The organism is Methylobacterium sp. Leaf466, assembly GCF_001425565.1.
Lineage (GTDB): Bacteria > Pseudomonadota > Alphaproteobacteria > Rhizobiales > Beijerinckiaceae > Methylobacterium.
This window is the reverse complement of the sequence record NZ_LMRC01000001.1, coordinates 236,305-249,700: the sequence shown is the minus strand read 5'-3', so window position 1 is coordinate 249,700 and position 13,396 is coordinate 236,305. Positions and strand designations below refer to the sequence as shown.

At 68.2% G+C, this 13,396-nt stretch carries 5 protein-coding genes; 4 read left to right on the top strand and 1 reads right to left on the bottom strand.

Features of this window, described 5'->3' with window-relative positions:
- Positions 1-3 precede the first annotated feature (3 nt).
- Positions 4-2,121 carry a glycogen debranching protein GlgX gene (gene glgX / locus ASG59_RS00965; protein WP_056406457.1) on the top strand — a complete coding sequence of 706 codons (2,118 nt, stop codon included), beginning with the start codon at positions 4-6 and terminating at the stop codon, positions 2,119-2,121.
- A 56-nt stretch (positions 2,122-2,177) separates the two neighbouring features.
- Here the strand turns inward: glgX and ASG59_RS00960 are convergent, their stop codons facing one another.
- Positions 2,178-2,642 carry a YidB family protein gene (locus ASG59_RS00960; RefSeq protein WP_056406455.1) on the bottom strand — a complete coding sequence of 155 codons (465 nt, stop codon included), beginning with the start codon at positions 2,640-2,642 and terminating at the stop codon, positions 2,178-2,180.
- Positions 2,643-2,948: 306 nt separating this feature from the next.
- Between ASG59_RS00960 and treZ the strand changes: the two genes are divergently transcribed.
- From treZ to ASG59_RS00945, 3 genes are all read left to right on the top strand, one after another.
- Entirely contained in the window at positions 2,949-4,754 is a 1,806-nt protein-coding gene (gene treZ / locus ASG59_RS00955; protein ID WP_056406453.1) for a malto-oligosyltrehalose trehalohydrolase, read from the top strand.
- Positions 4,751-9,661, top strand: coding sequence for a malto-oligosyltrehalose synthase (locus ASG59_RS00950; RefSeq protein WP_056406451.1), 4,911 nt, complete (start codon positions 4,751-4,753; stop codon positions 9,659-9,661). Before treZ ends, ASG59_RS00950 begins: the two co-directional genes overlap by 4 nt.
- Positions 9,662-9,834: 173 nt before the next feature.
- Complete coding sequence (locus ASG59_RS00945) at positions 9,835-13,215, top strand: maltotransferase domain-containing protein (protein ID WP_056406449.1); 3,381 nt, start codon at positions 9,835-9,837, stop codon at positions 13,213-13,215.
- The last annotated feature ends 181 nt before the right edge of the window (positions 13,216-13,396 follow it).

Sequence of the window (13,396 nt, the reverse complement as noted above, 5' to 3'; positions counted from 1 at the left end):
GGCATGATCGGCATCGATGACGGCGTGCCTGCCCCGCTGGGCGCGCATTTCGATGGCCGCGGCGTCAATTTCGCGGTGTTCTCGGAGCACGCCACGGCCGTGGATCTGTGCCTGTTCGAAGCGGGCGAACGCCACGAACACCAGACGATCCGGCTGCCGTGCCGCACCGACGATGTCTGGCACTGCTACCTGCGCGGCGTGTTCCCCGGCCAACTCTACGGCTACCGCGTCCATGGCCCGTGGGACCCGGCGCAGGGCCACAGGTTCAATCCGGCCAAGCTCCTGCTCGATCCCTATGCCCGCGAGATTCGTGGCCGGCTGCGCTGGCACGACGCGCTCTACGGCCACCGCCGCGCATTGCAGCGCGAGGACCAGATCGATCGGCGCGACAGTGCCATCCACATGCCCAAGGCGGTGGTGACGGCCCCCGATATCGCCGCGCAATCGCACGCCGTGAGCCGTCGCCCGCTCGCCGAGACGGTGATCTACGAGGCACACGTCAAGGCGTTGACCCAGCGCCACCCGGCGGTGCCCGAAGCGGAACGCGGCACCTACGCCGCGCTCGCCCATCCGGCCATCATCGAGCACCTGCTCAAGCTGGGCGTCACGGCCATCGAACTCCTGCCGATCCAGTCGTTCGTCGACGATCGTTTCCTCGTGGAGAAAGGCCTGTGCAATTTCTGGGGCTACTCGCCCCTCAACTATTTCGCGCCGGAGCCACGCTACCTCGGTCCGACCGGCATCGGCGGCTTGAAGGCGGCGATCCGCGAGTTGGCGGCGGCCGAGATCGAGGTCTATCTCGACGTCGTCTACAACCACACGGCCGAAGCGGATCGGCTTGGGCCGACATTGTCGTTTCGCGGCATCGACAACGCCAGCTACTACAAGCTCGACCCCGCCGACCGGCGGCGTGACCTGGATTGTACCGGGTGCGGCAACACCCTCGACCTCGATCATCCCCGCGTGATGCAACTCGTGCTCGATTCCCTGCGGCACTGGGTGACGGCCTATGGAGTTGCGGGTTTCCGGTTCGATCTCGCGACCTGTCTTGGCCGGACACCGCACGATTTCTCGCGCAAGGCGGCCTTCTTCCAGGCGGTGGCGCAGGACCCGGTACTGGCGTCCATCAAGATGATCGCCGAGCCCTGGGACATCGGAGCCGGCGGCTACCAGCTCGGCGGCTATCCGAAGGGCTGGAGCGAATGGAACGACCAGTTCCGCGACAGCGTCCGCGGATTCTGGCGCGGCGATCCGGGGATGCTCGCGAAGGTGACGCAGGGGTTGTCGGGCTCTCGCGAGATCTTCGGGCCCTCAGGCCGGGCGCCCCAGGCGAGCATCAACTACGTGGCGAGCCACGACGGCTACACGCTCGCCGATGTCGTCGCCTACGAGGACAAGCACAATCTGGCCAATGGGGAAGACAACCGCGACGGCCACGGCCACAACCTGTCCCGCAACTATGGGGTCGAAGGCGAGACCGAGGATCCGGCCATCCTCGCCCTTCGCCATCGGCAGAAGCGCAATCTTCTCGCGACAATCCTCCTCGCCCAGGGCGTGCCCATGCTGCTGATGGGCGACGAGCGTTCCCGTAGCCAGAAGGGCAACAACAACGCCTACGCCCAGGACAACGAGACCAATTGGGTCGATTGGGAGAATGATCCCGATCCCGGCCTGGCGAGTTTCGTCGCCAATCTCACCCGCCTGCGGCGCGAGCAGCCGGCACTGCGCCGCCGCGCCTTCCTGACAGGCAACCCGATCGACCCCGACGAGGCCCTGCGCGACGTCCACTGGCTGTCGCCGAACGGCGAGGAAATGGATGCTCGCGATTGGGGGGACGACAACCGCCAGACCTTCGGGATGCAGATCGGCAACGACCTTCCGGAAGCCGACCGGTTGCTGGTGCTCGTGAACGCCGCCGAGGCCGCCTGCGACTTCACCCTGGCTCTCGTCGTCGGCGGTCCCTGGGTGGCCATCTTCGACACCACGCGGCCCATCGGTCAGGTTCAGGGCGCCCAGGCCCTGTTCCTGCCGGGCACCCGCATCCGCCTCGACGGACGCTCGCTTCTCGTCCTGCGCGCCCGCCCCGCGGCGGCCTATGGTGCGGGATTCGCCAGGGGATAGCCGAACCGCCGGGTCGGGACGCTCCGTCCCGCCCGGCGGCTTGGGACGGCGTCGCCCTACGCGGGCACGCGTCCGTCCGGCGTGTACTGGTCGATCGCCTTGGGCAGCTCGCGCGACAGCCGGGAGAGCAGCTCCTCCCGCGACAGGCCCGTCTGCTGCGACAGGGTCGCGAGAACGTCGGGACCGATCGCCTGTTCGAGCTGGGGCGGAGCGATCTCGCGGTTCGGGCCCTGCTTGACCCAGGAGTCCGCGGTCTCGCCCTGGCCGGCCTGCCGGAACCGGTCGACGAGTTCGCCGACGCCGCCGCCGAGGAAGCCGCCGGCTCCCGCGCCGGCCCCGGCACCGCCCAGGGCGCCGGCGATGCTGCCGAGAATTCCGCTCAATCCACCCTGCTCGACCGGCTGTCCCGGCTGCCCTTTGCCGAGGCCGCCGAGCATCTCGGCGATCTTGTCCCTGTTCTGGAAGCCGGCTACCGCCAGCAGGCCCAGCAATGCCGTCATCGACGGATATCCACGGCTCATCGTTCTCTCCCAGGCGCGAGTGGCGCAAGGTAAGAATTCCGGCCGGGCGTGGGTTCCGTGACCGGTCCTGCCTTTGTCGGTTCAGAGCGGCCGGGGCTCGCCCGCCGATCGGCCGGAGGCGGGTGGGCGTCCTCGAAATGCGGTGCAACATTCCGCTGCCCGTGCGGGTTGTCGCGGTGTGGCCACGCCATAGCTCGGATGCGGGAACCAGACCGCGCCGGGCCGCCTTCTCAACCAATCGGTGCTGTGCACGCTCCGGCGCCGACGTTCGGATGCCACAACCATGATGATCGAGGATGCCGCCTGATGCAGCGTGCCCATACGATGCCCTTCGGCGCAGAGACGACCAAGGATGGGACCCGGTTCGCCCTCTGGGCCCCCACCGCCGAGCGGGTCGCCCTCGTGCTCGACGGGGTCGACCACGACGTACCCGATGTCGGCGGCGGGTGGCGCGTCCTGACGGTCCCCGGCATCGGCAGCGGCGCACGCTACGGGTATCGCATCGACGGTGACCTCGTCGTTCCCGATCCGGCTTCGCGTTTCCAGCCCGACGACGTGTCTGGCCTCAGCGAAATCGTGGATGGACACGCTCACGTCTGGACCGATGCCGCCTGGAAGGGCCGGCCGTGGGAAGAGGTCGTGCTCTACGAACTCCACGTCGGCACCGCGACGCCGGAGGGCACCTACGCCGCCCTCGCCGACAAGCTCGAGGATTTGTGCGATCTCGGCGTCACCGCCATCGAATTGCTGCCACTCGCCGACTTCAAGGGCACCCGCAACTGGGGCTACGACGGCGTGCTGCCCTATGCACCCGACGCCGCATACGGCACGCCCGACGATCTCAAGCGCCTCGTCGAACGCGCGCACGGCCTCGGGCTGATGGTCTTCCTCGACGTCGTCTACAATCACTTCGGCCCGGCCGGGAACTATCTCAACGTCTACGCAAAGACCTTCTTCACCGAGCGTCACCAGACACCCTGGGGGGCCGGCATCAACGTCGACGGCCAGGACAGTGGCCGCGTCGTGCGCGACTTCTTCTTCCAGAACGCACTCTACTGGCTGGAGGAATACCACTTCGACGGCCTGCGTTTCGATGCGGTCCACGCGATCCTCGACGATTCCGAGACGCATTTCATCGGTGAGCTTGGCGAGACGATCCGGGCCCGCCTGCCCGGCCGGCAGGTCCATCTGGTGCTCGAGAACGAAGCCAACCAGGCACGCTGGCTCGAACGGGGTGCGGACGGGAAGGCCAGGCAGCACGACGCGCAATGGGCCGACGACCTCCACCACTGCTGGCACGTGCTGCTGACGGGCGAGGACGCCGGCTATTACGCCAGCTTCTCCGACAAGCCCGTCGCGCATCTGGCGCGCTGCCTGTCGGAGGGCTTCGCCTATCAAGGCGAGCCGTTCCCGACCCTCGACAACCATCCGCGCGGCGAACCCTCGGCCCATCTGCCGCCCTCGGCCTTCGTCACCTTCCTCCAGAACCACGATCAGGTCGGGAACCGGGCCCTCGGCGAGCGGCTGAGCGCGCTCAGCGACCCGAAGAAGCTCGCGCTGGCACGGGCAGGGCTGCTGCTCGCGCCGCAGATCCCGATGCTGTGGATGGGCGAAGAATGGTCGGCCACTGCCCCGTTCCTGTTCTTCGTCGATTTCGCGCCCGACCACGACCTCAACAAGGCGGTTCGCGAGGGGCGCCGGCGCGAGTTCAAGAGCTTCGCGGCATTCGCCGACGACACCTCCGTGATCCCCGATCCGACCGAGGAGGCGACGTTCCTCGACTCCAAGATCGACTGGGCCGAGCGTGACCGGCCGGGCCACCGCGAGGTCTGGGCCGATACCCGCAATCTCCTGCAGATCCGCCGCCAGTCGGTGGTGCCGCTGACGAAGTCCCGCTATCTCGGGGCGCAGGTCCACCTGCCGCGGCCCGACGTCGTGGATTGCACTTGGCGATACGAGGCCGGCTCTCTGCGCTTCCTCGCCAATCTCGGCACCGACGACTTCGAGACGCCGTCGGACGGCGGTCACATCATCTGGTCCAGCGACGCTGGCGATTCGACGATACTCCTGCCGTCCTGGACCGGCATCTTCCTGACGAAAGCCGCCCAATGAGCGCCGACCTCGAAAAACTCGCCGATCTCGTCGGCGTCGCGAACGGCTACACCGACGCATTCGGGCAGCCCGTCGAGACCAGCCTCGAGACCCGCCGCGGCATGCTCGCCGCCCTCGGGATCGCGGTCGACGACGACGCGGAGATCGCGGCGAGCCTGTCACGGGTGGAAGACTTGCGGTGCGGCCTGATCCCATCGCTGCTGCCGGTCGAGTCGCGGCGCGCGGCCAGCATCCCGCTGCGGGTGTCGTCGGCATCGGGCCATGTCGCCTGGAAGCTCGTCGACGAGCGCGGTCAGGTCCGCGAGGGCCGCGCCGCCCTCGGCGAAGGCGAGGACGCCACCTTCTCGCTCCCGCCCCTTACGCCGGGCTATCACCGCCTCACCGCGTCCCTCGGTGACCGGCGCGGGCAGGCCTGGGTGATCGCGGCGCCCAAGCGCTGCTGGCGCCCGCGGGCCTATGCCGACGAGGGCGCCCGGGATTGGGGGCTGGCCGCCCAGCTCTACGGGCTGCGCTCGCCGGACAACCTCGGCATCGGCTCCTATGCCGATGCGGGACGCGCCGCCCGCGACGCGGGCCTGCGGGGCGCATCGTTCCTCGGCCTCAGCCCGGTCCATGCCTTGTTCGAGTCGGACCGCAGCAAGATTTCGCCCTATTCACCGTCTTCGCGCCTGTTCCTCGAGACACTGTTCATCGAGCCGGGGACCCTGCCTGGGTTCGCGGGCTCACGCGCCGCGGCACGCCTCGCCGAGATGGCGCCGCGGGTCGAGGCGCTGCGCGAGGCGGCCCTCGTCGACCACGCGGGCATCTGGGCCGTGCTATCGCCCGTGCTGCAGGCCCTGTGGGAGGATTCTCCGGCGCGCAGGGGCCGGGACGCAGACTTCCAGGCCTTTCGCGAGGCCGGCGGCCCCGACCTTGAAGCGCATGGGCGCTTCGAGGCGCTCTCGGCCTTCTATCAGGCCCGCGGCGCCCATTGGGTCGGCGATTGGCCGGAGGAGATGCGGTCCGCCGGCTCCGATGCGGTGGCGGCTTTCGCCCGCGAGAACGCGGAATCGGTCAGCTATCACGTCTGGCTGCAGTACCTCGCCGATGTCCAGCTCGGGGCAGCGTCGCAGGCCGCATTGGGGGCGGGGATGAGGCTCGGCCTCTATCGCGATCTCGCCGTCGGCGCGGATCGCGGCGGCTCCGAGGTCTGGTCGCACCCGGATCGGTTCGCCCTGGGCGTGTCGATCGGCGCTCCGCCCGATCTCCTCGCCCCCAAGGGCCAGGATTGGGGCCTGCCGGCCTTCGATCCCCTGGCCATGGAGCGCGATGGCCTCGCCGCGTTCCGCGCCCTGGTGCAGGCCAACATGCGCCATGCCGGTGCGATCCGCATCGACCACGCCTTCCAGCTCGCCCGCCTCTTCCTGATTCCGTCCAACGGATCGGCCCGCGACGGCGCCTATGTGGCGATGCCCTTCGACGCCATGCTGGCGGTGTTGCGGCTCGAGAGCCACCGCGCCAAGTGCCTCGTCATCGCCGAAGATCTCGGCACCGCGCCTGACGGGTTCTCCGACGCCTTGATGCGTGTCGGCATCCTGAGCTACCGCATCCTCGCGTTCGAGCGTGAGAACGACGGACGCTTCAAGCCGCCGGCCGCCTATCCGCGCGACGCGCTCACCGCCATCACCACCCACGACCTGCCGACCTTCGTCGGCTGGTGGCGGGTGGTCGACACCGACACCCGCCAGGCTCTCGGGCTGTACGATGCCGAGCGGGCCGAGGCCGAGCGCCTCGGCCGCGTCACCGAGCGGGCCAGACTGACGGAGGCCCTGGCGGCAGATCAGCTGTTGCCGAGCTACGATCCGCCCGAGGCGGCTCCCTTCGAGGCCGCCGCTCGCTACCTCGCCCGTGCGCCGTCGATGCTGACGGCGGTGCAATACGAGGACGTGGTCTCCGAACTCAGCCAGGCCAACGTGCCCGGGTCGACGGAGGGCTATCCGAACTGGCGGCGCAAGCTCGACCGCAGCCTCGAGGCCATCGCCGCCCCCGGCGGGCCCCTGGCCAAGCTCGCGGCTTCCCTGTCGGCCGAAGCGCGTGGGCCGCGTTCGGGTGCGGCACGGCTCGCCTCGGCGCCGCCGCGGGCGACCTACCGCCTGCAGTTCCACGAAGGTTTCACCTTCGCGGACGCCGAGCGGATCATTCCGTACCTGGAAAAGCTCGGGATCAGCCACGTCTACGCATCGCCGATCCAGAAGGCGCGGCCGGGCTCGACCCATGGCTACGACATCGCCGACCATGCCACCATCAATCCGGAGCTTGGCGGCGAGGACGCCTTCGTCCGCTTTTCCGAAACGCTGCACGGGCACGGCCTCAAGCTGCTGCTCGATATCGTGCCCAACCACATGGGCGTCGGCGGCGCCGACAATCCATGGTGGCTGTCGGTGCTCGAATGGGGCGGGCTGTCGCCCTTTGCCCATGCCTTCGACATCGACTGGTCGCGGCTCGGCGCCAACAACAAGCTGGTGGTTCCCTTCCTCGGGGACCGCTACGGCGAGGCCCTGGAGAGCGGCAAGCTCGACCTGAAGTTCGACGCCGCCAAAGGCGCCTTCAGCGTCTGGCACTATGAGCACGCCTTTCCGGTCTGCCCGCTGCAGTATCCGTCGATCCTCAACCGCGCACTGGCTGCCCTGAACGAAGTCGGCGACGCCGCCGCCTTCGAGGTCCTCAGCATCTCCGAGCAGTTGCGGCTGATGGGCGAGGAGACGAGCTTCGAGCGTCGGCGCGGTTTCCCGGCCGAGGCGGAAGAGCTCAAGGAGCGCCTGGCGGAGGCGGTGGCGGCGTCCTCCGCCCTCGGTGACGCGATCGAGCGGACCCTGCGGTTGTTCAACGGCGCCGAGGGTTATCCCGACAGCTTCGGCCCCCTCCACAGGTTGCTCGAATTGCAGTCGTACCGTCTCGCCCATTGGCGGGTCGCGGCGAGCGACATCAACTATCGTCGCTTCTTCGACGTGAATTCCCTGGCGGGCCTGCGCGTCGAGAAATCCGACATCTTCCAGCGCTCGCACGAGACCATCTTCCGGCACATCCGCGAGGGCCGCATCGACGGGCTGCGCATCGACCACATCGACGGCCTGGCCGATCCCCTCGGCTACGCCCGCGCGCTGCAGGCGGCGGTCGGCCCCGGCTTCTACGTGGTGGTGGAGAAGATCCTGGAGCCCGGCGAGAAGCTGCGTCCATGGCCTGTCGCCGGCACCACCGGCTACGATGTGCTCAACCAGCTCGACGGCATCCTCGTCGACCAGGGCCGACGCACGGACGTGCGCAAGCTCTACGAGGCGAGCACCGGGTTCGACGAGCCCTACAAGTTCATGCTGCGCGCGGCCAAGGCCGAGATCCTCGAGATCAGCTTCGCCAGCGAGCTCGAGGTGATGACCTCCGACCTGAAGCAGATCGCCGACGCCGACCGTCGCACCCGCGACTTTTCGGTGAACGCCATCCGCCGCGCCTTGATCGAGATCATCGCGCGCTTCCCGACCTACCGCAGCTACCTGCCCGGCGACCTCGACGAAAGCGACGTGGAGGACGAGGACATCCGCCTGATCGAAGGTGCTGTGAAGAAGGCCAAGCGCTGGAGCGCGCTGCCGGATCGGTCGGTTCACGACTTCGCGGCGGACGCGCTGCTCGGACGCATCGACACGGCGGCTCCCGGGCGTCCGGACCCGGCGGTGATCCTGCGCTTCCGTCGTCGCTTCCAGCAGCTCACCGGCCCGGTGATGGCCAAGAGCCTGGAAGATACTCTATTCTATCGCTACGCGGCCCTCCTCGCCCTTAACGAGGTCGGTGGCGATCCGGGCGAGTACGGCCTGTCGGTGGAGCATTTCCACGCGTTGCAGGTGGCGCGCGCCCGCGACTGGCCCAACGCGATGATCACCACGGCGACCCACGATACCAAGCGCGGCGAGGATGCCCGCACCCGACTGCTCGCCCTGTCCGAGATTCCCGAGGAATGGGCGCAGGCCTGGGCGAGCTGGCAGGAGATCGCCGCTTCGCACCTGACCGTCATCGACGACGAGGCCGTGCCTGACGCCAACGACCAGTGGATGTTCTTCCAGGCGATCCTCGGGGCCTGGCCGCTTGAACTGCTTGAGCGCGACGACGAAGCGGCCATCACCGATTTTCGCGAGCGGCTCGGCGCCTATTCGGAGAAGGCGCTGCGCGAGGGCAAGCGCCGGTCGAGCTGGGTCAACGTCGACGAGGCTTACGAGGGCGCGGTCAAGGCGCTGTTCGCCAAGCTGATCGCACCGGGGTCGGACTTCCTCGACCGTCTGCGTCCGTTTGCGCGCCGACTCGCCCACCTCGGCATGATCGCCAGCCTCGGCCGCACCGTCCTAAAGGCGACCCTGCCTGGCCTTCCCGACACCTACCAGGGCACGGAGAACTGGGATTTTTCCTTCGTAGACCCCGACAATCGCCGCCCGGTGGACTATTCGGCGCTGTCACAGGCCCTCTTCGGCGAGGCGGACGTGGCCTCTCTGCTCGGCACCTGGCCGGACGGGCGGGTCAAGCAGGCGACGCTGGCGCGACTTCTCCAGGATCGCGCGGCCCGGCCGTCCTTCTACGCGGACGCCGACTACATCGCCGCTCCCGCGGCCGGTGACATGGCCGGGCACGTCATCGCCTTCACGCGCTCGGCCAGCACCAGTGGCGAGGGTGATCTGATCGTGGCGGTTCCACGTCTCGTATCGGGCTTGCCGGGAGATGGCGTGTGGTCGGCGTCGCGCTTTGCCGGGACCGTTCTCCCGGTGCCGGGTGAGAGCCGGTGGACCGACCTCGTCACCGGACGCGACGTGGCGGTCGGTGACGGCCGGCTCGATGTCGCCGATCTCTTCGCGCAACTGCCATACGCCGTCCTTAAACGGACGGGTTGAGACAATCCGAACCCTTCCCCGACGCAAAGGGGGAGGGTGCCTCGCCGCGGGCGGGGCATGAGGGGGACGCCGACCGGGTCAGAGTGATCGGGTTGGTCACCCTCGAACTCTCAGTGCGCGGCCCCCTCTCTCGCAGAGGCCCGAGGGCGCGCGACGACCGATAGGACGAAGACATGAACGCTCCCAACCCCGCAAGGACCTCCGCGCAGCGGGCCGACGCCGGCCTCGTGGCGCTGCCCGCCACACTGGCGCCCCGGGCCGAGGGGCCGCGGATCTACAACCTTTTCCCGCTCCTGGTTGGGCCCGTCTCCGCCTGGACCGCCGAACTGCCGCGCATCGCCGCGATGGGGTTCGACTGGATCTACCTCAATCCGTTTCACCAGACCGGCGGTTCGCGCAGCCTCTATGCCGTCTCGGACATCGAGCGCCTGGACGAGCGGTTCCGCGACCAGGACGGAACGTCCGACGACGACCAGGTCCGTCGCTTCTGCGCGGCGGCGCAGGAACTCGGTCTCTCGGTGATGACCGATCTCGTCATCAACCACACTGCCAAGGACGGCCCCCTCGCACGCTCGCGGCCGGATCTGTTCGTCCTCGATGAACACGGGCATCCCGAAAGCCCCTATGCGGTCGATCCCGACGACCCGACGATCCGCACCGTCTGGGGCGACCTCGCCGAATTGAATTATCATTCGGAAGCTGCCGCCCATGAGCTGACCAAGCTCTGGGCCGCCTACATCAGCCGCCTGCAGGACCTCGGCGTGAGTGGATTCCGCTGCGACGCCGCCTACAAGGTGCCGCCGGAGGTCTGGCGTGTCCTGATCCAGTCGGCCAAGGCGATCGAGCCGGACTGTTTGTTCGCAGCCGAGACGCTGGGCTGTACCTTCGAGGAGGCGCAGGCCACCGCCGGCTCCGGCTTCGACTACCTCTTCAACTCCTTTGCCTGGTGGGATCTCAAGGCGCCGTGGGCGCTGGAGCAGTACGAGCGCCTGCGCGTCATCGCGCCCTCGATCGCGTTCCCCGAGAACCACGACATGCCGCGCCTCGCGGCGCAGGCGCCGGGCGACGCCGCGGCGATCGCCCGCCATCTCAAGGCCCGCTACACCCTGGCCGCGTTCTTTTCGGCCGGTGTCTTGATGCCGATCGGCTACGAGTGGGGCTACGCGCGTCCGCTGCACGTGGTCGAGACGACGCCTGAGGCACGCGAGACCGCCACGGGGGTGGACATCTCGGCCTCCATCGCCGCCATCAATGCGTTGCGGGCCGAGTTGTCCGCCGCCAACGTCGAGGGCGCCCAGGCGCGGATCTCGGCGCCGGACGCGGCGGTGGTCGCGCTGATCCGCTTCGATACCGGCCACGCCGCCTCGGCCCGCCATGCGGTGCTGGTGCTCCACAACCCCACTGACGCGCCGGCCGTGGTGGAGCCCGGACCTCTTCTGGCCCGTACCGGCGGCATGCTCGGCACCTTCGTCGATCGCACCCCCGAGGTGGAGCCGATCGCTTTCCGGGCCGGTGGGGTCGTCACCCTCTCACCGGGCGAAGTCCGTATCCTGGCGGCCGAGCGACCCAAGGTCTCGCGCTGGCCGACACCGACCAACCCGGACGGTCGCGGCCGCGTCGTCATCGAGGCCGTGAGCCCGGAAATCGACGGCGGCCGTTCCGCGGTCAAGCGCGTGGTCGGCGAGCGCGTGGCGGTGGCCGCCGACGTCTTCAGCGACGGCCACGACATCATCGCCGCCGCGATCCTGTCGCGCCCGGCCGGCGAGACCGAATGGCGCCGCGATCCGATGACCTTCGTCGACAACGACCGCTGGGGAGGGTCCTTCCCGCTGGAGCGCAATGCCCGCTACGTCTTCACCATCGAGGCGTGGCGAGACGGCTTCGCCTCGTGGATGCGCGACACCCTCAAGAAGCGCAACGCCGGCGTCGACGTGCGCCTGGAGACCATCGAGGGCGTCGCCATCGTCCAGGATGCGGCGAGCCGCGCCGAGGAGCCCGATGCCGCAGCACTCGAATCCCTGCTCGTCGCCCTCGACCTGGAGCAGGCGGGGTCGGCGGAGCAGCTCGACCTGATCCTGGCGCCCGAGACCGCCGCTCTCGTTCAGCGCAATGCCGAGCGCCTGAACCTCTCGCGGTATCCCGTCGAGGTTCCGGTGATCGCCGATCGCCTGGCGGCGCGATTCTCGGCCTGGTACGAAATCTTCCCGCGCTCGCAATCGGGCGACGTCAACCGCCACGGCACCTTCGACGACGTCATCGCGCGTCTGCCGCAGATCCGCGAACTCGGCTTCGACGTGCTGTACTTCACGCCGATCCATCCGATCGGGCGCACCAACCGCAAGGGCAAGAACAACACCCTCAAGGCGCTGCCCGGTGACGTGGGCTCGGTCTATGCCGTGGGTGCGGAGGAGGGCGGCCACGATGCGGTCCATCCCGACCTCGGGACGCTCGAGGATTTCTCGCGGCTGGTCGCGGCCAGCCATGCCTACGGCATGGAGATCGCGCTAGACTTCGCGATCCAGTGCTCGCCCGACCACCCCTGGATCAAGACCCACCCGGAATGGTTCGAGTGGCGGCCCGACGGCACCCTGAAGTTCGCCGAGAACCCCCCGAAGAAGTACGAGGACATCTCGAACGTGCATTTCTACGGCGGCGCGCTGCCGTCGCTGTGGATCGAATTGCGCGATATCGTCATGGGCTGGGCCGAGCGCGGCGTTCGCATCTTCCGTGTCGACAACCCCCACACCAAGCCGATCCCGTTCTGGGAATGGATGATCGCCGAGGTCAACGACCGCTATCCCGACGTCATCTTTCTGGCCGAGGCCTTCACGCGGCCCAAGATGATGAAGAAGCTCGCCAAGGCCGGCTACCAGCAGAGCTACACCTACTTCACCTGGCGCGACACCAAGGCCGACCTCATCGCCTATTCCACGGAATTGGCCGGAGAGATGGGCGAGTACTATCGGCCTAATTTCTTCGCCAATACGCCGGACATCAACCCGATCTATCTCCAGACCAGCGGTCGGGCCGGGTTCGTCGTGCGCGCCACGCTGGCGGCGACCCTGTCGTCCGTCTACGGCATCTACAACGGCTTCGAGATGTGCGAAGCCGAGCCCTATCCGGGCAAGGAAGAATATCTGAACTCGGAGAAGTACGAGCTCAAGGCGTGGGATTATCACCGCCCCGGCAATATCCGTGAGCACATCATCAAGCTCAACCGCATCCGTCGCGACAATCCCGCATTGTGGGATTTCCGGAACGTCGTCTTCACGGCTGCGGGCGACGACGAGATCGTGGCCTATGCCAAGACCACGCCGGAAGGCGACAATTGCATCTTCGTGATGGTCAACCTCGATCCGCGCAACCGTCGTGAATGCACCTACGAGGTCCCGCTCTGGCTGCTGGGCCAGCCCGACGACGGCGCGGTCGAGGTAGAGGACCTGTTGCAAGGATACACGTTCGAACTGCGCGGCAAGTCGCACCGCATCGCCCTCGACCCGGCCGAGCGGTCGTGTGTGATCTGGCGCTTGAGGGCACCGCGACGGGTTGCGTGACGGGAATACCCGTGTCAGCGAGGCGAGGCCGTCACGCCGTCGCCAAGATGATGGCGCAAGCCCCCGACGAACCCGGGATCGACGGCTGGCCAACAGGCCGGCCGTCGCGTTCCGCACCGAATTTTCCGCCCGGCGCAACCCACCGGCTCATCGAATCCGTACCGTCACGTCAGGGCTTCGC